Here is a 23,507-nt window from a genome sequence, read left to right as displayed (position 1 = left end):
TTCTCGGTGGGTGCAGGGACGGGTCAGCCCGAGACGGGCGACGGTGATGCCGCGGCGCGCGGACGCGCGCGGCGGGACGAGGTCGAACCGGGCTTCACGGCGACGGCCTTCACCCCGCGCGGCACGACGGCGTGCTGCAGCGCGGCGAAGAGGCCGTCGAGCAGCAGCGCCAGCACGGCGACGAGGATGGCGCCGCCGATGATGACCTCGAGGCGCTGCAGGGCGAGCCCGGTGATGATGTACTGCCCGAGCCCGCCGAGGCCGATGTACGCGGCGATCGTGACGGTGGCGACGACCTGCAGGGTGGCCGCCCGGATGCCGCCCACCAGCAGCGGCAGCCCCAGCGGCACCTCGATGCGCCATAGGATCTGCCACTCCGTCATGCCCATCGCGCGCCCCGCGTCGATGACGCGGCGGTCGATGGCCTCGAACCCGGTGTAGGCGCCCGCCAGCAGCGACGGGATGGCCAGGACGACGAAGGTGATGACCGCGGCCTCGGGCTTGTGCAGCACGCCCAAGATGAGGGTCAGCAGGATCAGGAGGCCGAAGGACGGGATGGCGCGGGCCGCGCCCGACACGGCGACGGCGAACTCGCGGCCCTTGCCGGTGTGCCCGATGTACCACCCGAGCGGGATGGCGATGAGCCCCGCGACGACGACCGATACCGCCGTGTAGATCAGGTGCTGCAGGGTGGCGATGGGGATCGACGCCAGACCCCGGCCCGGCTCGCCGGAGAAGATCCAGGCGATGGCGTCCGCGAAGAGGTTCATGCGGCCGCTCCCACCGGGCGGGACGTCGTGCGGCGGGGCCGCCGCGCGGTCGGGATGCGGCGGGTCCAGGGCAGGATCGCCCGGCCGGCGAGCAGCAGCACGAGGTCGACGAGCACCGCGAGCAGCACGACGGCCACCACGCCCGCGAGGACCTCGGGGATGATGCGGCGCTGCAGGCCGTTCGTGAAGAGGTAGCCCAGGTTCGTGATCCCGACGAGGATCCCCACGGTCGCGAGCGAGATCGTGGATGCGGCGGTGACCCGGAGCCCGGCGAGGATCACGGGCCCCGCCAGCGGAAGATCGACGGCCCAGAACCGGCGGAAGCTGCCGTAGCCGATCGCGGTCGACGCCTGCCGGACGGCCGGGTCGACGGAGTCCAGCCCGTCGGCGACCGAGCGGACGAGGATCGCGATGGCGTAGATGGTGAGCGCGACGATCAGGTTCGTCTCGCTGATGAACGAGTACCACCCGGTGACGCTGGGCAGGAGGATGAGGAGCGCGAGCGAGGGCACCGTGTAGAGCAGCCCCGTGATCGTGATGACGCCGCTGCGCACGAGCCGGTAGCGCCACGCCACCCAGCCGAGCGGGATGGAGATCACGAACCCGATCACCAGCGCGATCACGCTCTGCCGCAGATGGGTGAGCGTGAGCTGCCCGATCAGCTCCAGATTGTTGACGACCCAGTTCACGGCGCGGGCTCGTCCACGAGCGCGCCCTGGGTGCGCCCCTCGGCGTCGACGACGACCGTCCGTCCGCCGGCGCGGCGCAGGTGCAGCGCGCGCTTGCCCTTGTCGGCGCCAATGAAGGCCGACACGAAATCGCCCGCCGGCGACTCGACGATCTCGCTCGGGGTGCCGACCTGGAGCTTCTGAGCCCCCTTGGCCAGGATCACGACCTGGTCGCCCAGGAGGAACGCCTCGTCGATGTCGTGCGTGACGAACACGACGGTCTTGTCGAGTTCGCGCTGCAGCCGGATGAGCTCCTGCTGCAGTTCGGCGCGGACGATCGGGTCGACGGCGCCGAACGGCTCGTCCATGAGCAGGATGTTGGGATCGGCCGCGAGCCCGCGTGCCACGCCGACGCGCTGCTGCTGACCGCCCGACAGCTGCGCCGGGTAGCGGTCGGCCATCTGCGGGTCGAGTCCCACGGTCTCCATGAGCTCGAGCGCGCGCGTGCGCGCCTGGCGCCGCGGGACGCCCTGCAGCACGGGGACGGTGGCGATGTTCTCGGCCACCGTGAAGTGCGGGAGCAGTCCGGAGTTCTGCATGACGTAGCCGATGCGGCGGCGAAGCTCCACCGGCGACCCCGACGACACGTCCTCGCCGTCGATCTCGATCGTGCCCGCGCTGGGGTCGACCATGCGGTTGATCATGCGCAGGAGGGTGGTCTTGCCGCATCCCGACGACCCGACGAACACCGTCGTCTTGTGCGACGGGATCACCAGATCGAAGTCGTCGACCGCCTTCGTGCCGTCCGGGAACTGTTTGGTGACGCCGCGGAACTCGATCACGCGTTCTGCCCCTCGCCGCTCAGTCCGAGATCTCGACGTCCTTGGCGAACGCGACGTATCCGGCGAAGTCGGTGCCGACCTTCTCGACGGCGCCGTCCTTGAGGTCGGGGTACGACCAGGCCAGGTCCGCGATCTCACGACCGTCGACGACGACGTTGAAGTACTGCGCCGCACCCTTCCAGGCGCACGTGTACGGCGTCGGGCTCTCGACCAGCACGCCGGGCGTGATGCTCGCCGGCGGGAAGTACCAGTTGCCCTCGATGCGCACGAGCTCGTCTTCGCCTGCTTCGGCGATCAGTGTGTCACCCAGTCGTGCTTTCATGGCGGCCTCCCGGGCGCGATCATCGCCCGCGGTCGCGGGTGATGTCACACGTTACCGGCGCCCGCGGACACCGGGGCCGGTGTTGCACTGGATGACGCGATGTGCAAACACCGCTCCGCCCGGGGTCCGATCAGTACCAGTAGCTCAGCCGCGCCGGCTCGTCCCAGCGGAACGTCCGGGTGAGCGCGCGGGCGTCGTCCGTCTGCAGCCGCCCGGCCGCCGACAGCGTCAGCGCCGACACCTGGCCGAGGACGAGCGCGGAGAGCTCCGCGATGCCGAGCGTCACGGCGACCGCGTCCGCGTCCGGATCCTCATCCGCGACGACGGTCGCCGTCCCGTCGGGGCCCACCGTCAGCGTGTAGGTGCCGCCCGCGATGCCCAGGGGATCCTCGACGTGCAGCACGAACCGCCCCGGTGCGGCGTAGCGGCGCGAGGAGAGCACCCGGACCACGTCCAGCACGCGCACGTAGTGGTGGTCGACGACGGTGACCGTCGCGGCGCGGCGGTCGGCGATCATCCACAGCAGCGGCTCGTCGACCGAGACCTCGCTCGCCCGCAGGGTGCCGATGAGGTCCATCTCGACGAAGAAACGCCAGAGCGCGGCGTAGGCCTCGTCGTCCGCGACGATGAGCGAGGAGACGTCCACGCTCGACTTCGTGTAGTCGTCGTTGTTCTCGGTCACGCTGTAGAGCGCGAGGCCGGTGACCCGGCCCTCCGGGTCGGCGTACTGCACCGCCCGCAGGCGCCCGGGCTTGTCGGCGTCGGGGCGTGTGCCGGCGAAGCGGTCCCAGTGTCCGCCGGGCATCGTGAACTCGCCGGGGGTCGCCCGCCGCACGCGGTCGAACAGATCGGGCGCCTGCTCGCGCCACCGCTCGCGCGAGATGAAGTCGAGCCGGCCCGGAGCGGTCGGCCCGGTCCACGCGGCCCGCTTGACGTCGAGCACGAGCGACGAGACGTCCGCGGCGGGTGCGAACCCGTAGCGGCCGTACAGCGGCGACTCGCTCACGGTGAGCGACGCGATCGGGAGGCCGAGGGCGGCGGCGGTGCGCAGCTCCCCCTCCAGCAGGGCGCGGGCGATCCCGCGGCGCCGATGGGTCGGCGACACGGTCACCGAGCTGATGCCGCACGAGTCGAGCACGCCGTCCGGAACGGTCAGCTCCCCCACCCACGATCCGAGGGTGGCGACGGGCACCGCGGGCTCGACGCCCGCGTCGTCGAGCACGGCGACCAGGCGGCGGTACCCCATCCGCTCGAACCCGGCGGTGCGCTGCTCCTCGGACGGCTCGTGCTCGAGGAAGCCGCGCATGACCGCCGACTGCCAGGCCTCGTACTCCGCGCGGTCCTCGTTGCGCAGCCGCGTCAGGCGCAGGCCGCGCTCCTCGAGCCGTGCCGCGGATGCCGCATCCACGGGTCCGTCGTGCTGGCGTGAGACCAGGGTCTCGTCCATGTTCTTCTGCGTCCTCCCCGCCCCGAGGGGCTGTCAGTCGACGATGCGTGCGCCGGGGACGGGCCCGTGCACATGGTGCGCGACGTGGCCGCTCGCGCTCAGCACGACCTGCAGCTCGATGGCCGCCTCCGCGTCGGCGGCGAGGAACGCCACGGTCGGACCCGACCCCGACACGATACCGGCGAGCGCGCCCGCACGCTCACCGGCCTCCAGCGTGCGAGAGAGCGAGGGACGCAGCTTCAACGCCGCCACCTGCAGATCGTTGCGCGTGCACTCGGCCAGCATCGCGGCGTCGCCGGCACGGAGGGCGTGCAGCACCGCCGCGTCGACCATGGGGCTGCGCACCGCCGGCCCGATGTCGACGGCGTGACGGGTGCGGTGCTCGTCGAGCGCCTGGTAGACCTCGGGCGTCGACAAGCCGTCGCTGCTGGTCACCGTCACCCAGTCGAAGCGGCCGCGGGCCAGCGCCGGACTCAGCTCGTCGCCGCGTCCGACACCGATCGCCGTGCCGCCCATCAGCGCGAACGGCACGTCCGCGCCCAGTCGTGCGCCCAGGGCCTGCAGCTGCGACGAGCTCAGTCCCGTGCCCCAGAGGGCGTCGCAGGCGACGAGCGCGGCCGCGGCATCCGCGGATCCGCCTCCCATGCCGCCGGCGACGGGCACCCCCTTGCGCACCTCGAGGTGCACCCCGCCGCGCCATCCCGTCTCGACCGCGAGCAGCCGTGCGGCCCGGACGGCCAGATTTCGGTCGTCGAGCGGCACACCCGCCACATCCACGGTGCCGGTGACGGAGATCGTGATGTCGTCGGCCGGCGAGGCCCAGACGTCCTCGAACGCCGACACCGCCTGGTAGGCCGAGGCGACGTCGTGGTAGCCGTCCTGCTGCACCGCGCCGACCTCGAAGAAGACGTTGATCTTCCCCGGGGCGCGAACATGCACGCGTGCGGACCGCTGGGACGTGTTCACAGCTTCGACGACACCGCCCAGAGGTCGACGTCGATGCCCTCGGCGAGCGCGTCGATGCGTTCCAGCTCCTCGGTGTCGAACGCCGGCCCCTGCAGCGCGGCGATGTTCTCGTCGAGCTGTGCAACGCTCGAGGCGCCGATGAGCGCCGAGCAGACGACGGGCGAACGCAGCACCCACTGGATGGCCATCTGCGCGAGCGTCTGACCGCGCTCCTTCGCCACGGTGTTCAGCCCCCGCAGGGCCGCGATCGTGGCGTGCGAGAGCGGCTTGTCCGACAGCGAGGACCGGTTCTGCGAGCGCTGGCCCCGGCCGTCGCCGAGGTACTTGCCGGTGAGCAGCCCCTGGGCGAGCGGGGTGAAGGCGATCGCCGACATCTCCTCCTGCCGCAGCACCGAGGTGAGGCCGTCCTCGACCCACCGGTTGAGGATCGAGTACGCGGGCTGGTGGATGACGAGCGGCGTGCCCAGGCTCCGCGCCACGGCCGATGCCACCGCGGTGCGCTCGGCGCTGTAGGACGAGATGCCCACGTACAGCGCCTTGCCCTGTCGCACCAGGGTGTCGAGCGCCGCGATCGTCTCCTCGATCGGTGTCACCGGGTCGACCCGGTGCGAGTAGAAGATGTCGACATAGTCGAGGTTCATGCGCTGGAGCGACTTCTCCGCGCCGGCGATGATGTGCTTGCGCGAGGCGAAGTCGCCGTAAGGCCCCGGCCACATGTCCCAACCGGCCTTGGACGAGATGATGAGCTCGTCGCGGTAGCGCCCGAAGTCCTCGCGCATCATGCGACCGAAGTTCGTCTCGGCGGCGCCGTAGGGCGGCCCGTAGTTGTCGGCCAGATCGAAGTGCGTGATGCCCACGTCGAAGGCGTGACGGAGAATCTCGCGCTGGCGGTCGAAGGCGACGTTGTCACCGAAGTTCCACCACAGCCCGAGCGACACGGGCGGCAGATACAGGCCGGAGGTGCCGACCTGGCGGTAGCCGAGTGCGCGGTACCGCTCCTCGGATGCCGTGTACGGCCGGTGGATCTCGGGGACGTCGGGGCGGATTCGGGGCGCGGTCACACGAGCAGCCTATCCACGCGCCCGACCCGCGGTGGGCCCGTCGCGAAATCCTCCCGTAACCTGCGACGGCTACGCTGCCGAGATGGTCTCTTTGTCCGCACTCCCCGCAGGTACCCACCCCTGGGCCGCCCTCCTCACTCGCGAGGACCTCGTGCTCGAACACGGGATGCTGCACGTGCGACATGACGATCTGTCGCCCGAGCAGGCCCGGGTCGCCGACCTGCTCGCCCTCGCCGATGCCCTCGAGGCCGCCGGCGTCACGCCCGCCCTCGTGCGCCACGGTCGACGCCAGGAGGCGCTCGTCATCGACCTCGCCGACCGCGACGTCGCGTGGGAGGCGCTGTCGGACCTCTGCCGCACCGAGCCGTTCTACGCGAAGCCGAAGGGCCTCAGCGCCATCCCGCTGCCCGATCACCGCCCGCGCAGCACGACGCCCTCGTCCCTCCGGGTGTTCCGCCCGCGTCTGGCCGGTGCGCTCCGTTACGGCCCCTCGCACGGCGTGCGGGTGGAGTTCTGGCGCTTCGGAGCCGAGAGCGTCGAGGCGCCGCACGCCAACGCGCTCACCCGCCGGGTCATGGCCGCCGAGGACGTCGTCCCCGCCGAGGTGTCGCGGCACGGTCGCACCTGGCGGACGATCGCCGGGATGTTCGACCCGCATCCGCACGACATCACCCATCCGGTGGACATGGTCTTCTCGTGGGTCGACGGATCCTCGAGCGAGTTCCAGCGTCAGCGCGCCGCGCAGATGGCGGGCTACGTGGTGGGCGAGGGCGACGACGGCCCCGCGCGCTACCGTCACGTCGACGAGCTGCGGTACGCGCTGCGCAGCGTCCACATGTACGCGCCGTGGGTGCGCCGGATCTTCATCGCGACCGACTCGCCGCGGCCGGTCTGGCTCGCCGACGACCCGCGGGTCACGATCGTGCGCAGCGAGGAGTTCTTCGCCGACCCCTCGACGCTCCCCACGCACAACTCGCACGCGGTCGAGTCGCAGCTGCACCGCATCGACGGTCTCGCCGAGCACTTCCTGTACTCGAACGACGACATGTTCTTCGGTCGTCCCGTCGAGCCCGAGCTCTTCTTCTCGCCCGGCGGGATCTCTCAGTTCGTCGAGTGCGACGTGCGCATCGGCACCGGTGCCCCCGCGACGCACCGCAGCGGCCACGACAACGGGCTCCGCGTGAACCGCGAGCTGCTGCGGGAGCGCTTCGGGCGCACCATCACGCATGACCTCGAGCACTGCGCGACGCCCCTGCGCCGGAGCGTCATGCAGGAGCTAGAGCTCACCTTCCCCGAGGACTTCGCCCGCACGGCCGGCTCGCGCTTCCGCGCCGCGACCGACATCTCGGTCACCAACAGCCTGTACCACTACTTCGCCGCGTTCACCGGGCGGGCGCTGGCCACCACCGCGCCGCGCACCCGGTACTACCAGACGACGATGGCCGATTCGCTGCGCCGCATGGAGCGGCTGTCGGAGCGCCGCGACGTCGACATGTTCTGCCTGAACGACGGCGGCACCTCCGAGGTGCCCGAAGAGGTCCGCGTGCGGGTCGTGACGGGAATGCTCGAGCGCATGTTCCCGGTGCGCGCGCCGTGGGAGCTGCCCGCGGTCAGTGCAGGATCGGAATGGGAGCGGTCGGCGGCATCCGTCGTGAGCTGACGGCCTGATCGATGCCGGCGCCGCGGAGGCGCCGCTGGGCCTCGTCCGGGTCGATGTACTCGAGCGGATGCGGGGCGTCGACCGCCACGACCGAGTGCACGATGGTCTCGTCGAACACGTGCACCAGGTTGTACGACTGCGAGCCGTCCTGCGGACGCGTGCCGCCCACCGGCACCGTCAGGTCCTGCGCGTAGCAGGTGGACGAGGCGACCGAGACGGGCACCCCGGCGAAGGTCGCGAACGTGGAGTAGTGCAGGTGCCCGGCGATGATCGTGCGCACGTCGCTGCCCCGCAGGATCCGTGCGAGCGCCCCCTGATCGCGCAGCTCGACGCTGGCCGCGAGCGGCAGCACGCTGGGCACGGGCGGGTGGTGCATCGCGAGGATGGTGCCCAGCGGCGCCGGCGATGCCAGGACCTCGGCCAGCCATTCCAGCTGCGCCGGGCGGAGTTCGCCGTGGTGTGCGCCCGGGACCGACGTGTCGAGGGTGATGAGCCGGAGTCCGTCGAGCTCGTCGACGCGGTCGACCGGAGCGGTGTCGGGCGCCGCATCCCACAGCTCGGTGCGGAACGCGGAGCGGTCGTCGTGGTTGCCCATGACCCAGAAGACGGGCGCGTCGAGCTCCCGCGCGAAGGGCTCGACGATGCCCCGCAGCGCCGCGTACGCGTCCGGCTCGCCGAGGTCGACGAGGTCGCCCGTGAAGACGATGCCGTCCGGGCGGACGCCGCTCGCCTCGATCCGCACGAGCGCCCGCTGCAGGCGGCGAGCCCCGTCGATGCGGTCGAAGATCAGCGGCCCGGGGGCGCGCAGGTGGGTGTCGCTCAGGTGCAGTAGGACGCGTTCGGCATCCGGGTATTCTCCGGCACGCATGATCCGTTCCCCTCGTCGGGCCCGTTCGGTCGGGCCCATCGTGGGCCAGATGTTACTCCCGCTCCCCCTACCGATGGCTGAACGCCAGCGGAACGTCGCGTATCGCGTGCGGCGACGCGCCGCCCGCGCCCGCGGGAGCGCCGGGGATCAGCGCGCGGCGGCGATGCGGCGGAAGTCGTCGACCGTCAGCTGCTCGCCGCGCTCGGTGGGGTCGACACCGGCTGCCTCGAGCACGGCGGATGCGGCCGCCGTCGACCCGCCGAGGACGGGTGAGAGCGCCTGGCGGAGCATCTTGCGCCGCTGCTGGAACGCGGCGTCGACGATCTGGAACGTGGCGATGCGCTCCGCCTCGTCGCCGCGGGGCTCCGCATCCCGCTCGAAGCCGACGAGCACGCTGTCGACGTTGGGCACCGGCCAGAACACCTGACGCGAGACGGTGCCCGCGAGGCGCCACCGCCCGTACCAGGCGGCCTTGACGCTCGGGGCGCCGTAGATCTTGGACCCGGGCGCGGCGGCGAGGCGCTCCCCCACCTCGGACTGCACCATGACGACCCCGCGCTGGAGGTAGGGGAAGTGCTCGAGGAAGTGCAGGAGGACGGGGACGGAGACGTTGTAGGGCAGGTTGGCCACCAGGACGGCGGGCTCGCCGGGCAGCTCCTGGATGCGGAGGGCATCGGCATCCACGACGCGCAGCATGCCGTCGCGCACGCCGTGCGCACGGGCCGTGGCGGGCAGCCGCTCGGCCAGGCGGTGATCGATCTCGACCGCCACGACGCTCGCGCCGGTCTCGAGGATCGCGAGCGTGAGGGAACCGAGGCCCGGTCCCACCTCGACGACGTGCTCGCCGGCGGTGACGCGGGCGACCTGCACGATCTTGCGGACGGTGTTGGCGTCGACGACGAAGTTCTGTCCGAGCTTCTTCGTGGGGGTCACGTCGAGGTCGGCGGCGAGCGCGCGGATCTCGGCCGCGCCGAGCAACTGCACGGTCATGGTTTCACCCTAGACGGCGCGCGCGTCAATGCCTGCCCACAGCGCTCTCCCAGGGTTTAAGGTGACCAACGTGACCAGCTCCGACGCCCTCGCCACGGGCACCTTCTCGATGAAAAGCCCCTACGGCCGCCGGGCGGTGACGCTGTCGGTGGCCGCCGCCGTGGGCGGGTTCCTGTTCGGTTTCGACTCGTCCGTCATCAACGGCGCGGTGAAGTCCATCGAGGCGGACTACACGAAGGAGCCGATCCTCACGGGCTTCGTCGTGGCGGTCGCCCTGCTCGGCTGCGCGGTCGGCGCGATCCTGGCCGGTGCCCTGTCCGACCGGTACGGACGTCTGCGGGTCATGTTCCTCGGCGCGATCATGTTCCTCGTGAGCTCGATCGGCTCTGCGCTCACCTTCAGCGTCCCCGACCTCATCGTCTGGCGCGTGATCGGCGGTATCGGCATCGGCATCGCCTCGGTCATCGCCCCGGCCTACATCGCCGAGGTCGCCCCGCGGCAGATCCGCGGCAGCCTCGCCTCGCTCCAGCAGCTGGCGATCACGCTCGGCATCTTCACGGCGCTGCTGAGCAACGCCGTCCTCGCGGGCATCGCCGGCAGCGCCGACAACGTGCTGTGGTGGGGCCTGGACGCCTGGCGCTGGATGTTCCTCATCGGCGTCGTGCCGGCGGCGGTCTACGGGTTCCTGTCGTTCACGATGCCGGAGTCCCCCCGCTATCTGCTCGCCCGCGGGCGCAACGACGAGGCCCGCGCGATCTTCCAGCGCCTGGTGCCCGCCGCCGATCTCGACAAGACGATGAACGAGCTGATCGCCGGCATCGAGAACGACCGCAAGAACAAGAGCGCGTCGCTGCGCGGCAAGGCGCTGGGCCTTCAGCCGATCGTCTGGATCGGCATCATCCTGTCGGTGTTCCAGCAGTTCGTGGGCATCAACGTGATCTTCTACTACTCGACGACGCTCTGGCAGGCCGTCGGCTTCGACGAGAGCAACGCTCTGCTGGTGAGCGTCATCACCTCGGTGACGAACGTGGTCGTGACCCTGGTCGCGATCTTCCTGGTGGACCGGGTCGGGCGCAAACCCATCCTGCTGACCGGTTCGGTGCTGATGGCGCTGTCGCTGGGCACCATGGCGCTCGCGTTCTCGTTCGCCGAGGGCAGCGGCCAGGACGTCTCGCTCCCGGGCGCCTGGGGTCCCGTGGCGCTCGTGGCGGCCAACCTGTTCGTCGTCGGATTCGGCGCCTCGTGGGGCCCGCTCGTCTGGGTGCTGCTCGGCGAGATCTTCCCCACCCGCATCCGCGGCAAGGCGCTCGGTGTCGCCGCCGGTGCGCAGTGGATCGCGAACTTCCTCGTCTCGTGGACGTTCCCGGAGCTCTCGGCGTGGTCGCTGCCGCTCACCTACGGCATGTACGCGCTGTTCGCCGCGCTCTCGTTCGTCTTCGTGCTCTGGAAGATCCCCGAGACCAAGGGCATGGAGCTCGAACAGACCGAAACGCTCTTCGTCCGCAAGCCCACGCAGAAAGCCTGAGAGGATCACCGCATGACCAACAACTCGAAGTCCCACGAAGAGATCCGGGAAGAGCGCGAAGCCGCTCAGAAGGAGAAGGACCGCCTCGAGCAGCAGGAGCAGAAACGCCTCGACGACGAGAACCGCTGACCCCCACCCCCATCCGTACGCAGGAGAAATCCGTTCTGCAGGTCGATCCTTCGGGAAACGTCCTGCAGAACGGATTCTTTTTGCAGGCGGGACGGCGGCGGGATGCGGCTCAGTCGAACGAACCGTAAGCGCGGAGGGTGTTCTCGGCCACCTGCGCAGACAGCTCGTCGACGTCGACGCCCAGCTCGGCGGCCAGGAAGCGGATGGTCACCGGCACGAGGTACGGGGCGTTCGGGCGCCCGCGGTACGGCGTCGGGGTGAGGAAGGGCGCGTCGGTCTCGACGAGGATGCGCTCGCGCGGCGTGACGGCGAGGGCGTCGCGCAGGTTCTGCGCGTTCTTGAAGGTCACGTTGCCGGCGAAGGACAGGTAGTACCCGCGGTCCGCCGCGATCCGCGCCATGTCGGCATCGCCCGAGAAGCAGTGGAACACGGTGCGCTCGGGGGCTCCGACCCGCTGCAGCGTGTCGAGCACGGCCTGATGCGCGTCGCGGTCGTGGATCTGCATCGCGATGCCGTGCGTCTTCGCCAGCGCGATGTGCGCCTCGAAGCTCTCGTACTGCGCGGGGAGCCCGTCCTCCTCCGTGCGGAAGAAGTCGAGCCCGGTCTCGCCGATCGCGCGCACGCGCGGCTGGGCGGCGAGCTCGTCGATCACGCCGATCGCCTCGGCCAGCCGTCCGGCGGCGGCGTAGGCGGGCGCCTCGTTGGGGTGGATCGCCACGGCCGCCAGCACGCGCGGGTGCGACGCCGCCGCCCAGGCCGACCACCGGCTGGAGTCGATGTCGCCGCCGGCCTGCACGACGCCGATCACGCCCACCGCCGCCGCGCGCTCCAGCTGCGCGTCGAGGCTCAGCGCGTCGTCGCCGTCCTGGATCTCGAGGTGGCAGTGGTTGTCGTACACCGGCACCGCGAGGGGCTCGGGCGACGGCGGATAGCTGACATCGCGCGCACCCTTCTCGCGGTGGCGCACGTACTGGCTCGGGTCGGTCACGGCGTGCGGACGGGTCAGGCGTTCTCGACGCGCGGGAACAGCGGTGCCAGCCCGTTGACCGAGCTGCCGGGGCGGAGGACGCCCCATCCGCCGGCGTCGCGCAGCAGCTGATCGTGCAGGCGTCCGATCGATTCGGCCGCGCCCAGCGCGATCCACAGCTTCTCGGTCGAGACCGGCATGACGGGCGAGAGCAGCACGGCGAGCGCGCGGAGTCCCTCGGCCGCCGTGTACAGCACCGTGCCCAGCCGCTCGCGCTGCGCGTCGTCCTTGGCCAGCGCCCACGGCTCGTTCTCGGTGATGTAGCCGTTCAAGGCGTCGACGATCGTCCACACCGAGGCGATGGCCTCGTCGATGCGGAATCGCTCCATGGCCGCGTCCGCACCGGCGGCCGCGTCGGCGACGATGCGCTGGATGGCCAGATCCGCGTCGGTGTAGGTGGATGCGGGGGGCACGATGCCCTCGAAGTAGCGCTCGATCATCGCGACCGTGCGCGAGGCGAGGTTGCCGAACCCGTTGGCGAGCTCGGCCTGGTAGCGGGCCGCGAGGTCCTCCCACGAGAAGGATCCGTCCTGGCCGAAGGCGATCGCCGACAGGAAGTAGAAGCGGTAGGCATCGGAACCGAAGACGTCGGTGATCTCGGTGGGCGCGATGCCGGTGAGCTTCGACTTGGACATCTTCTCGCCGCCCACGAGCAGCCAGCCGTGCGCGAAGACGCCGCGCGGCACGTCGAGTCCCGCCGCCATGAGCATGGCCGGCCAGATGACGGCGTGGAAGCGCAGGATGTCCTTGCCGACCACGTGATACCCGGGCCAGCGGCGGTCGAACGTCTCCTGATCGGTGCCGTAGCCGACGCCCGTCGCGTAGTTGAGCAGCGCGTCGACCCAGACGTAGATGACGTGCGACGAGTCCCAGGGCAGCGGGATGCCCCAGTCGAACGTCGACCGCGAGATCGAGAGGTCCTTCAACCCCTGGCTGACGAACGAGACGACCTCGTTGCGGGCCGAGTCGGGGCGCACGAAGTCGGGCTCGGTCTTGTAGAGCTCCAGCAGCCGCCCCTGGAACTCGCTCAGCTTGAAGAAGTAGTTCTTCTCCTGCAGCAGCTCGAGCGGCTTGGAGTGGATCGCGCAGACCTTGAGGCCCTCGAACGGCCCCGTGCCGTCGACGATCTCGGACTCGGGCTTGAACTCCTCGCATCCGACGCAGTACAGCGCCTCGTACTCGCCGGCATAGATGTACCCGGCGTCGTAGAGCCGCTGGAAGAACACCTGCACGTTGGTCTCGTGGCGCTCCTGCGTCGTGCGGATGAAGTCGTCGTTGGCGACGTCGAGCGTGCGCAGCAACGGGAACCAGGCCTCGCCCACGAGCTTGTCGACCCACTCCTGCGGCGTGACGCCGTTGGCCGCGGCAGCGCGGAGCATCTTCTGGCCGTGCTCGTCGGTGCCGGTCAGCATCCAGGTGTCGTCGCCCGCCTGACGATGCCAGCGCGCGAGCGTGTCGACGGCCACCGAGGTGTACCCGTGCCCGATGTGGGGAACATCGCTGGGGTAGTAGATCGGCGTCGTGATGTAGAAGGAACGGCCCGTGGTCACCCGACGAGTCTAGGCGGCACGCGTGCGCCCGCCCACCGACGTGTCGGGGCCGGGAACCGACGCTCAGGCGCTGTCGCGGACGATCAGCTCGGTCGGCAGGGTGACGCTGCGCCGCGGCGCGCCGTCGATGACCTCGAGCAGCAGCGTCACCATCTCGCCGCTCAGGCGATCCCAGGGCTGCCGCATGGTCGTCAGCGGCGGCTCGTGGGATGCGGCGAGGCCCGAATCGTCGAAGCCGGCGACGGCGACGTCCTCGGGCACGCGCAGCCCGGCTCGCGCCAGCGCCTGCACGGCGCCCGCGGCCATGCCGTCGGAGGCCGCGAACACGGCGTCGATGTCGCGCGTGCGCTCGAGCAGCCGGGTCATCGCCGCCAGGCCCGACTCCGCGCTGTAGTCACCGCGCTCCACCAGCTCGGGGTCGAAGGCGTCCCCCATCTCCTCGCGGAACCCCACGAGGCGGTAACGGCCGCCGGGGGTGTCGTCGGGTCCGGCGATGGTGGCGATCCGGCGGTGGCCCTGCTCGCGCAGGTAGCGGGTCATGGCCCGCGCCGAGCCCTCCTCATCCACCGAGACGGCGGCGAGGTCGCCCTGGTGACCGAGCGGAAGCCCACACGAGACGGTGGGAACGCCGGCCTCCAGCAGCGCCTCGAGCAGCGGATCGGATTCGTGCGACGAGATCAGCAGCACGCCGTCGACGTGGCCCGCGCTGACGAAGTGCGCGACGTTGGCGCGCTCGGCGGGCGTGCCCGCCACCAGCAGCACCAGGGTCATCGAGCGCTGCGCGAGCGCCTCGGCCGCACCGCGCAGCAGCAGCGAGAAGGTGGGGTCAGCGAAGAGCAGGTGCTGCGGCTCGGTCAGCAGGAACGCGAGCGACCCGGCGCGCCCGGTGGCCAGGCTCCGCGCCGCGTGGTTGGCCGTGTAGCCGGTGCGGCGGATGGCGTCCTCGACGGCATCGCGCGCATCGGGTGACACCCAGTGCCCCCCGTTGATCACGCGGGACACTGTCCCCCGTGACACTCCCGCAGCCGCCGCGACGTCTCTGATCGTCGGGCGGCGACGCGCCGTCGTCGTCTCTCCCACGCGAGGACTCTATCGGTCGGATGCCGTTGCACGGCACCCGACGCGGCAGAAACCTGGGACCGGTCACAGTTCGGTAACGAACGGGTTACGGCCTTGCCCGGATGTCGCGTCTCCGTTCAGACTGTGACCGGTCCCAGTCACACCACGACGAGGACTTCCACCCCGACCCGACGGAGCGTCATGACCGCGTCATCCCCCTGGCCACAGCTCGATGGAATCGCCTACGGCGGCGATTACAACCCGGAGCAGTGGCCGCGTGAGACGTGGCACGAGGATGTCGCGCTCATGCGGCAGGCCGGGGTGAACCTCGTGAGCATCGGCATCTTCTCGTGGGGCCTCATCGAGACCTCCGAGGGCGTGTTCGACTTCTCGTGGCTCGACGAGATCATCGAGCTGCTGCACGCCAACGGCGTGCGCGTCGATCTCGGCACCCCCACCGCTTCTCCCCCGGCGTGGTTCTTCGCGACCTATCCGGACGCCCGCGTCATCTCCCGCGACGGCACCGTCATGGGCTTCGGCTCGCGCGGCATGGCCTCGCACTCGGCCCCCGAGTACCAGCGGGCGTCGGTGCGCATCGCCACGGCGCTCGCGGAGCGCTACGCCGCCCACCCCGCGGTGGTCATGTGGCACGTGCACAACGAGTACGGCGTCCCGGTGGGCGAGGACTACTCGCCCAACGCCGTCCGCGCCTGGCGCGAGTGGCTGCGTGCCCGCTACGGCACGCTCGACGCGCTCAACGCCGCGTGGGGCACGGCGTTCTGGGGCCAGCACTACGGCGAGTGGGAGCACGTCGGCGCACCGGCCGCCGCCCCCTCCGTCGTGAACCCCGCTCAGCGCCTCGACTTCGCCCGCTTCACCGACGCGCAGCTGCGCGCCTGCTTCATCGCCGAGCGCGACGCCATCCGCGCGCACGCCACGCAGCCGATCACGACCAACTTCATGGCCAACCAGAGCCACACGACCGACCTGTGGGCCTGGGCGCGCGAGGTCGACATCGTCTCGGACGACCACTACCTCTGGGCTCCCGACCCCGAGGGCGAGATCGGCCTGGCGATCGCCGCCGACCTCTCGCGTTCGGTGGGCGGCGGCAAGCCGTGGATCCTGATGGAGCACTCGACCTCGGCCGTCAACTGGCAGCCGCAGAACATCGCCAAGCGGCCCGGCGAGATGGCCCGCAACTCCCTCACCCACCTCGGCCGCGGTGCGGACGCCATCCTCTTCTTCCAGTGGCGCGCGTCGCGCTCGGGAGCCGAGAAGTTCCACTCCACGATGCTTCCGCACGCGGGCACCGACTCCCGGGTCTTCCGCGAGGTCGTGGCGCTCGGCGCCGACCTCGCCTCGCTCGCCGAGGTGCGCGGCTCGCGCGTCCACGCGGATGTGGCGATCCTGTGGGACTTCGAGTCGTTCTGGGCGCAGGACCTCGAGTGGCGCCCCTCGGACACCCTCGACCACGACGAGCGGATCCGCGCGTACTACGAGCGGCTCTGGCGCGACGGCATCACCGTCGACTTCGCCCTGCCCGGCCAGGACCTCTCCGGCTACCGCCTGGTCGTCGCGCCCGCGCAGTACCTCCTGACCGCGGCCGACGCCGAGAACCTCACGCGCTACGTCGAGAACGGCGGCACGCTGCTCGTGTCCTACTTCTCGGCGGTCGTCGACGAGAACGACGCCGTGCACCCGGGCGGCTACCTCGCGCCGCTGCAGACGGCCCTCGGCGTGCGCGTCGAGGAGTTCCTGCCGTTGCGCGAGGGCGACACCGCGGGCGTCGACTGGTCGGGCGAGCGTCTCGAGATCGACGCGTGGGCGGAGCACCTCGTGCTCGCCGGAGCGGAGGTGCGCGCCACCTATCTCGACGGTCCCGCCGAAGGACGCCCGGCCGTCACCCGCCACCGTCACGGCGCCGGCACGGGCTGGTACGTCAGCACGCGACCGGATGCGGCGGGCCTGGCAGCCATCGTGGGCGCGGTCTACGCCGATGCGGGGCTCGCCCCGATCGGCGCCCCCGCGGGGCTCGAGGTCGTCCGCCGTCACGGCGACGGCACCGACTACGTCGTCCTCGTGAACCACGCGGACACCCCCGCGTCGTTCGCCCTCACCGGCACGGAGCTGCTCAGCGGTTCCGAGGTCGACGGCGAGGTCACCGTCGCCGGCGGCGGCGTGGCGGTCGTTCGCACACCTGCTCTGTCCGGGGGTGGTCGCTGACCCCGGCGGCACCCCTCCACCTCGGCGTCCGCCAACCGGACGGACGCCTTCCACCCCGGTCGTAACGGCGCGACGTCGATGAAGGCGCGCACCCGAAGACCACCGTTCTGAAAGGAACACGTCCCATGCGCAAGATCATCGGAATCGGCGTCGCAGCCGCCGCATCCGCCCTGCTGCTGGCCGGCTGCTCGGGCGGATCCTCGTCCGAGGAGACCGCCGGAGCAACGGCCGAGCTCGTCATCTGGACCGACGCCGAGCGCGAGCAGGCCATCTCGGACGCCGCCGCGGCGTTCGAGGAGGAGACGGGCGCGAAGGTCACCCTCGTCCAGAAGAACTTCGAGGACCTCCGCAACGACTTCATCTCGCAGGTGCCGACGGGCGAAGGCCCCGACATCACCGTCGGCTCGCACGACTGGCTCGGCGCTCTCGTCGCGGCCGGCGTCGTCGACACGATCGACCTGGGCGAGAAGACGAGCGAGTTCGAGTCCGTCGCCCTCGAGGCGATGACGTACGACGGGCAGCTCTACGCCCTGCCGTACTCGCTCGAGACCGTCGCCCTCGTGCAGAACACCGACCTGGTCGGCGCGGAGGCCCCCGCCACCTGGGACGAGATGATCCAGAAGGGCCTGGCGGCGGGCACCGAGCGCCCCTTCGTCATCAACACCGCGGGTGAGACCGGCGACGGCTACACCATGTACGGATTCCAGACGTCGTTCGGCGCCCCGGTCTTCGTGCAGGACGACACCGGCTCGTACACGAGCGAGGTAGGGATGAGCGGGGCCGGCGGCGAGGCCTTCGCCCAGTGGCTGCACGCCAACGGCTCGGCCGGCACCGGCTACCTCTCGACCACGATCGACTACGACATCAACAACGAGCTCTTCGCGTCCGGCCAGGCGCCGTACACGATCCAGGGCCCGTGGGCGATCAGCGCCTTCCCTGACGTCAACGTCGCGGTCAACCCCATCCCCTCGGCCGGCGGCGAGCCCGCCGCTCCGTTCGTGGGCGTGCAGGGCTTCTACCTGAGCTCGCAGAGCAAGAACGCCCTGCTGGCGCAGGAGTTCCTCGTGAACTACCTCGGCACCGAGGACGCGCAGCGCGCGCTCTACGACGCCGACCCGCGCATCCCCGCGTGGAGCTCGCTGGCGGAAGAGGTCTCGTCCGACCCGATCATCGCCGGATTCCTCGCGTCGTCGCAGAACGGCGTGCCCATGCCCTCCATCCCCGAGATGGGATCGGTCTGGGACTTCTGGAACGCCGCTGAGGCGCAGATCATCAACGGCGCCGACCCGGTCGGCACCTGGACCCAGATGATCACCGACCTCGAAGGAACCCTCGCGGGTTGACCCGGCCGGTGGGGCGGGTCCTCGGATCCGCCCCACCCCCGCTTCCTCAGACAGGAGCAGTCATGACGGTGCAACAGGCCGCCGAGCAGAACACCCCTCCCGCCTCGCCCCGGCGAGAGTCGCACGCGCGCGCCTGGCGCGGCGTCGGCTGGGGCTTCATCGTCAAGCTGATCCTGATGGGTCTGGTCAACGCGCTCGGCGTGATGGCCATCGTCTCCGCCTTCAGCGTCCAGTCGTGGCTCATCTTCACGGTCGCGATCGTGCTGCTGGTCGCGGCCGACATCGTCTACTTCACCCGGCGCGCCCTGCCGCTCAAGTACCTGATGCCGGGCCTCGTGTTCCTCCTGGTCTTCCAGGTGTTCGTCTTCGGGTACACGGCGTACATCGCGTTCACCAACTACGGCACCGGTCACGCCGGGTCCGTCGAGCAGGCCGTGGACGCCGCCCTCATCCAGGGCGAGCGCCGCGTCGAAGGCTCCGAGACCTATCCGCTGACCGTCGTCGAGCGCTTCGGCGAGTACGGCCTGGCCATCAACGACGACGGCGACGTCCGCGTCGGAACCGCCACGCAGCCGCTCGAAGAGGTGGGATCGACGTCCTCGTCCGCCGCGCCCGAGGAGGTCTCGGGCTGGACGATCATCCCGCGCGCGCAGCTGCTGACCGACCAGGAGCTGCAGTCCGCCATCGAGGCGCTGCGCGTGCCCGTCTCCGACGACCCGAACGACGGCTCCATCCGCACCCGCGACGGCTCGTCCGGACTCGTCTACACGCCGACCATGGTGTGGGACGACGAGGCGCGCACCATCACCGACACCGTCAACGGCACCGTCTACACCGCCGACGACGCGACGGGCAGCTTCGTCTCGGCGGACGGCGTCCGCCTGCCGGCCGGCTGGTACGTCGGCGTCGGCCTCGACAACTTCCTCCGGGTCTTCACCGACGGGGCTCTGGCCGCACCGCTGCTCTCGGTCACCGCGTGGACGTTCGCGTTCGCGATCGGATCGGTCGTGATCAGCTTCGGGATCGGATTGGTCTTCGCGATCGTCTTCAACGATCCCCGCGTCCGCGCCCGCAAGTACCTGCGAACGCTCATCATCCTCCCCTACGCCTTCCCCGCGTTCATGTCGGCGCTGTTGTTCCGCGGCATGTTCAACGCGGAGTTCGGCGTCATCAACGACCTGTTCTTCTTCGGCAGCCAGATCAACTGGCTGGGTGATCCCTGGCTCGCGAAAGCGGCCGTGCTGTGGATCAACGTCTGGCTGAGCTTCCCGTACTGGTTCCTCGTGTGCACCGGGGCCCTGCAGGCGCTGCCGAAGGACACCCTGGAAGCCGCATCCATCGACGGCGCCGGCAAGTGGCGGCAGTTCCGCTCGATCGTGCTCCCGCTGCTGCTGGTGTCGACCGCGCCGCTGGCGATCTCGTCCTTCGCCTTCAGCTTCAACAACTTCACCGTCATCTACATGTTCAACGCGGGCGGTCCCGCCATACCGGGGGCGCCGTACAGCCTCGGTTCCACCGACATCCTGATCTCCGCGATCTACCGGGTGTCGGGTGTCGCCGGCGGTGCGGCCGACTACGGCCTGGCCAGCGCCCTGTCGATCATCGTGTTCATCGTCGTCGGAATCATCTCCGCGATCGCCTTCCGTCAGACCCGCAAGCTCGAGGAGTACCAGTGATGTCCACGACACGCACTCCCGCCCGTCGCCGCCGCTGGTGGCTCGAGGTCGGCTGGAAGTACTTCTTCGCCGCCATCGTCATCTTCTACGCCGTGTTCCCGTTGCTCTACGTGATCTCGGCAGCGCTCAACCCGCGCGGAACCCTCTCGGGCTCGACCGCCCTGTTCAGCGCCTTCGACTTCTCGAACTTCGCCGCGCTGAGCGAGACGAGCTACTGGACGTGGGTGGGCAACACGCTGCTGATCGGCGGCATCTCGTCGGTCGGCGCGGTGCTCATGGGCGCCTGCGCGGCGTACGCGTTCTCGCGCTTCCGCTTCAGCGGTCGCCGCGCGAGCCTCACGTCGCTGCTGATTGTGCAGATGTTCCCGCAGGCCCTCGCCTTCGTCGCCATCTTCCTCATGCTGCTCGCGATCGGCGAGGTGGTGCCGGCCCTCGGCATCAACTCCAAGCTCACGCTGATCTGCGTGTACCTGGGCGGCGCTCTCGGCGCGAACACCTTCCTCATGTACGGGTTCTTCAACACGATCCCGATGGAGATCGACGAGTCGGCCAAGATCGACGGCGCCACCCACGCGCAGATCTTCTGGCGCCTGATCATGCCGCTCGTGATGCCGATCCTCGCCGTCGTGGCGCTGCTGGCGTTCATCTCGGCGTTCGGCGACTACATCCTCGCGAAGATCGTGCTGACCTCGGAGGACAACTGGACGCTCGCCGTGGGCATGTTCCAGTGGGTCTCGAACCAGCTCGCCTCCCGCTGGGGTCTCTTCGCGGCGGGTGCCGTCATCGCGGCGATCCCCGTGCTCGCGCTGTTCCTGTCGCTGCAGCGCTTCATCGTCGGCGGTCTCACCCAGGGCTCCGTCAAGGGCTGATCCGCCGCACCCCCACCCCACCCGAAAGGAACCCATGCACCGCCGCATCCTCCGCTCCCCCCGTGCCGCCGTCGCGGCGCTGACCGCCGCCGCGGTGGGCCTCGCCGCGTTCGCCGCGGCCGCGCCCGCCGCCGCCGCACCCGCCGACGAGCCCGTCCCCGCCGGTATCACCGTCCCCCGCGTCGAGAACCTCTCGGACGACTTCATCACCGGCGTCGACGTCTCGTCCGTGCTGTCGCTCGAGGCGTCGGGCGTGGTGTTCCGCGACGAGTCGGGCACCCCGGGCGACCTCTTCGAGCTGCTCGCCGACGCCGGGGTCAGCGACATCCGCATCCGGGTCTGGAACGACCCGTTCGACGCCGCCGGCAACGGCTACGGCGGCGGGGACGTGGATGTGGCGCGCGCCGTCGAGATCGGCGAGCGCGCCACGGCCGCGGGTCTCGGGGTGCTGGTGGACTTCCACTACTCGGACTTCTGGGCGGACCCCGCCAAGCAGCAGTCGCCGAAGGCGTGGACGACGTTCACGACCGCCGAGAAGGCGGATGCCGTGGGCGATTTCACCACCGACGCGCTCACCGCGTTCGCCACGGCCGGCGTCGACGTGCGTATGGTGCAGGTCGGCAACGAGACCAACAACGGCGTCGCGGGCGTGACCGGCTGGGACGGCATGGCGCAGATCTTCTCGGCGGGCGCCGCGGCCGTCCGCGCCACCGCGCCGGACGCGCTCGTGGCGCTGCACTTCACCAACCCCGAGCGGGCGGGCAGCTACGCCAACATCGCGGCCCAGCTCGACACCCGCGGCGTCGACTACGACGTCTTCGCGTCGTCGTACTACCCGTTCTGGCACGGTTCCACCGCGAACCTCACCTCGGTGCTCCGCCAGATCGCCGACACGTACGACAAGAAGGTCATGGTGGCCGAGACGTCGTGGGCGTACACGCTCGAGGACGGCGACGGTCACGGCAACGTGATCGACCTGCCCTCGGAGGCCACGCAGTACCCCGTCAGCGTGCAGGGTCAGGCCAGCGCCGTGCGCGACGTGGTGCAGGCCGTCTCTGATGTGGGCGACGCGGGCATCGGCGTGTACTACTGGGAGCCCGCGTGGCTGCCGGTCGGGCCCCCCGACCAGCTCGAGCAGAACAAGCTGCTCTGGGAGCGCGACGGATCCGGATGGGCATCGAGCTTCGCCGGCGAGTACGACGCGCACGACGCGGGCCAGTGGTTCGGCGGGTCGGCATGGGACAACCAGGCGTTCTTCGGTCACGACGGCACCGCGCTCGAGTCGCTGCGGGTGTTCTCCTACGTCCGCACCGGCGCGCTCGCGCCCCGCGAGGTCACGGATGTGGCCACGGTCGCCCTCACGGTCGACGACGGCGCTCCGCTCGCCCTTCCGGCCACGGTCACGGTCTCGTACAACGACGGCACGACCGAGGACCAGGCGGTCACGTGGACGCCCGGCACCGAGTGGCTCGCGGGCCCCGGCACCTACACCTTCGCGGGCACGACGGCGGCGGGCCTGGCCACGACCGCCACGGTGACCGTGCAGGTCGCCAACCACCTGCGCAACCCCGGCTTCGAGGACGCCGACGTGTCGGCGTGGTCGACGACCGGCACCGGACTGACGCTGCGCGCGACGGACGACCCGCGCTCGGGTTCGCGCTCCGCGCACTTCTACTCCGGCTCGGCCTACACGTTCGACCTGTCGCAGACCGTCACGGGGCTGCCCGCCGGCACCTACCGGGCCAGCGGCGCGGCGCAGGGCGACGGCGAGGACGCCGCGAGCGTCGTGCGCCTGTCGATCGCCTCCAGCGGCGGCGAGAGCGCCGAAGCGCCCTTCGCCCTCACCGGCTGGCGGGTCTGGTCGACGCCGTCGACCGACACGATCGAGATCGCGGAGGGCGAGAGCGTCACGGTCCGGGTCGCGGCGTCGCTGTCGGCCGGGTCGTGGGGAACCCTCGACGATCTGTCGCTCACCCGTGTCGCCCCCGCTGCATCCGACACCGCAGCGCTGACGGCTCTCATCGCCCGCGCCGACGCCCTGGTGCGCGACGGGTACACCCCGTCGTCGCTGGCCGCCGTCGACGATGCCGTGCAGATCGCGCGCTTCGTCTTGGGCGCCACGGTGCCCGCGCAGGAGCGTCTGGATGCCGCAGCGGCCCTGCTCGCCGATGCGCTCGACGCGCTCGAGGCGGTCGTCGTGCCCGTCGACCCGGGTCAGCCGGGAACACCGGGCGACCCGGGCGTTCCCGCTCCGGGCGTCGACGCACCGGTGACCGCGCCCGATCCGGCCGCCGTGCGCCTCGCGGCCACCGGCGGCGCGGACCCCGCCCCGATCGGCCTCGCGGCCGCCGTGCTGCTCCTCCTGGGCGCGACGGCACTGATCACGGCCCGACTGCGGTCGCGCCGAGCCTGACCCGTCCCGCCCCGCCGGGCCCGACGCGCGGGCGGGAAGCTGCACCCCAAGGGTGCCCCGCCCCCGGGTAACGGGGAATTGGGCCGATAAGGGAGGGAA

19 protein-coding genes are annotated in these 23,507 nt (G+C 70.8%); 7 read left to right on the top strand and 12 right to left on the bottom strand.

Going from position 1 to position 23,507, the window contains the following annotated elements; all coding sequences use genetic code 11:
• Positions 1-23: 23 nt before the first annotated feature.
• From AB0N73_RS04875 to AB0N73_RS04845, 7 genes are all read right to left on the bottom strand, one after another.
• Positions 24-770: an ABC transporter permease gene (locus tag AB0N73_RS04875; protein WP_363560953.1), complete on the bottom strand. Its 747-nt coding sequence runs from the start codon at positions 768-770 to the stop codon at positions 24-26.
• Complete coding sequence (locus AB0N73_RS04870) at positions 767-1,459, bottom strand: ABC transporter permease subunit (RefSeq protein WP_363560951.1); 693 nt, start codon at positions 1,457-1,459, stop codon at positions 767-769. The genes AB0N73_RS04875 and AB0N73_RS04870 overlap by 4 nt, the downstream gene beginning before the upstream one ends.
• Positions 1,456-2,280 carry an ATP-binding cassette domain-containing protein gene (locus AB0N73_RS04865; RefSeq protein WP_363560949.1) on the bottom strand — a complete coding sequence of 275 codons (825 nt, stop codon included), beginning with the start codon at positions 2,278-2,280 and terminating at the stop codon, positions 1,456-1,458. Before AB0N73_RS04865 ends, AB0N73_RS04870 begins: the two co-directional genes overlap by 4 nt.
• Positions 2,281-2,299: 19 nt before the next feature.
• Complete coding sequence (locus tag AB0N73_RS04860; protein ID WP_363560947.1) at positions 2,300-2,602, bottom strand: DUF427 domain-containing protein; 303 nt, start codon at positions 2,600-2,602, stop codon at positions 2,300-2,302.
• 130 nt (positions 2,603-2,732) lie between these two features.
• On the bottom strand, positions 2,733-4,049 hold the full coding sequence (locus AB0N73_RS04855) for a GNAT family N-acetyltransferase (RefSeq protein ID WP_363560945.1): 1,317 nt from the start codon (positions 4,047-4,049) through the stop codon (positions 2,733-2,735).
• A 33-nt stretch (positions 4,050-4,082) separates the two neighbouring features.
• A complete protein-coding gene (locus tag AB0N73_RS04850; RefSeq protein ID WP_363560943.1) occupies positions 4,083-5,015 on the bottom strand; it encodes a 4-(cytidine 5'-diphospho)-2-C-methyl-D-erythritol kinase in 933 nt (310 codons plus the stop codon).
• Positions 5,012-6,076 carry an aldo/keto reductase gene (locus tag AB0N73_RS04845; protein ID WP_363560941.1) on the bottom strand — a complete coding sequence of 355 codons (1,065 nt, stop codon included), beginning with the start codon at positions 6,074-6,076 and terminating at the stop codon, positions 5,012-5,014. The genes AB0N73_RS04850 and AB0N73_RS04845 overlap by 4 nt, the downstream gene beginning before the upstream one ends.
• 82 nt (positions 6,077-6,158) lie before the next feature.
• On the opposite strand from AB0N73_RS04845, the gene AB0N73_RS04840 reads away from it, so the two are divergent.
• Positions 6,159-7,736, top strand: coding sequence for a stealth conserved region 3 domain-containing protein (locus AB0N73_RS04840; RefSeq protein WP_363560939.1), 1,578 nt, complete (start codon positions 6,159-6,161; stop codon positions 7,734-7,736).
• Here AB0N73_RS04840 and AB0N73_RS04835 read toward each other — a convergent pair.
• Together AB0N73_RS04835 and rsmA are read right to left on the bottom strand one after the other, a co-directional pair.
• Positions 7,687-8,604, bottom strand: coding sequence for a phosphodiesterase (locus AB0N73_RS04835; RefSeq protein ID WP_363560937.1), 918 nt, complete (start codon positions 8,602-8,604; stop codon positions 7,687-7,689). The two genes, AB0N73_RS04840 and AB0N73_RS04835, sit on opposite strands and share 50 nt — an antisense overlap.
• A 147-nt stretch (positions 8,605-8,751) precedes the next feature.
• On the bottom strand, positions 8,752-9,594 hold the full coding sequence (gene rsmA, locus AB0N73_RS04830) for a 16S rRNA (adenine(1518)-N(6)/adenine(1519)-N(6))-dimethyltransferase RsmA (protein WP_363560935.1): 843 nt from the start codon (positions 9,592-9,594) through the stop codon (positions 8,752-8,754).
• A gap of 70 nt (positions 9,595-9,664) precedes the next feature.
• Between rsmA and AB0N73_RS04825 the strand changes: the two genes are divergently transcribed.
• Positions 9,665-11,119, top strand: a complete 1,455-nt coding sequence (locus tag AB0N73_RS04825) for a sugar porter family MFS transporter (RefSeq protein ID WP_363560933.1) — start codon at positions 9,665-9,667, stop codon at positions 11,117-11,119.
• 238 nt (positions 11,120-11,357) lie between these two features.
• Here AB0N73_RS04825 and AB0N73_RS04820 read toward each other — a convergent pair whose 3' ends face one another.
• From AB0N73_RS04820 to AB0N73_RS04810, 3 genes are all read right to left on the bottom strand, one after another.
• Positions 11,358-12,236 (bottom strand): TatD family hydrolase, encoded by an 879-nt coding sequence (locus AB0N73_RS04820; RefSeq protein ID WP_363560931.1) that lies wholly within the window; start codon positions 12,234-12,236, stop codon positions 11,358-11,360.
• Between the two features lie 14 nt (positions 12,237-12,250).
• Complete coding sequence (metG, locus tag AB0N73_RS04815) at positions 12,251-13,825, bottom strand: methionine--tRNA ligase (RefSeq protein WP_363560929.1); 1,575 nt, start codon at positions 13,823-13,825, stop codon at positions 12,251-12,253.
• Positions 13,826-13,888: 63 nt separating this feature from the next.
• Positions 13,889-14,905: a LacI family DNA-binding transcriptional regulator gene (locus AB0N73_RS04810; RefSeq protein WP_363560927.1), complete on the bottom strand. Its 1,017-nt coding sequence runs from the start codon at positions 14,903-14,905 to the stop codon at positions 13,889-13,891.
• A gap of 180 nt (positions 14,906-15,085) precedes the next feature.
• Between AB0N73_RS04810 and AB0N73_RS04805 the strand changes: the two genes are divergently transcribed.
• From AB0N73_RS04805 to AB0N73_RS04785, 5 genes are all read left to right on the top strand, one after another.
• Complete coding sequence (locus AB0N73_RS04805) at positions 15,086-17,107, top strand: beta-galactosidase (protein WP_363560925.1); 2,022 nt, start codon at positions 15,086-15,088, stop codon at positions 17,105-17,107.
• A 125-nt stretch (positions 17,108-17,232) separates the two neighbouring features.
• Positions 17,233-18,450, top strand: a complete 1,218-nt coding sequence (locus tag AB0N73_RS04800; protein WP_363560923.1) for a maltose ABC transporter substrate-binding protein — start codon at positions 17,233-17,235, stop codon at positions 18,448-18,450.
• Positions 18,451-18,512: 62 nt separating this feature from the next.
• Positions 18,513-20,126 (top strand): ABC transporter permease subunit, encoded by a 1,614-nt coding sequence (locus AB0N73_RS04795; protein ID WP_363560921.1) that lies wholly within the window; start codon positions 18,513-18,515, stop codon positions 20,124-20,126.
• Positions 20,126-20,995: a sugar ABC transporter permease gene (locus AB0N73_RS04790; RefSeq protein ID WP_363560919.1), complete on the top strand. Its 870-nt coding sequence runs from the start codon at positions 20,126-20,128 to the stop codon at positions 20,993-20,995. Before AB0N73_RS04795 ends, AB0N73_RS04790 begins: the two co-directional genes overlap by 1 nt.
• Positions 20,996-21,029: 34 nt before the next feature.
• Complete coding sequence (locus AB0N73_RS04785; protein WP_363560917.1) at positions 21,030-23,408, top strand: glycosyl hydrolase 53 family protein; 2,379 nt, start codon at positions 21,030-21,032, stop codon at positions 23,406-23,408.
• The last annotated feature ends 99 nt before the right edge of the window (positions 23,409-23,507 follow it).

The sequence above is a fragment of the Microbacterium sp. NPDC089189 genome, from assembly GCF_040685095.1.
GTDB lineage: Bacteria > Actinomycetota > Actinomycetes > Actinomycetales > Microbacteriaceae > Microbacterium.
The sequence above is the reverse complement of the archived record's forward strand: the minus strand, read 5'-3'. Positions and strand labels throughout refer to the sequence as shown.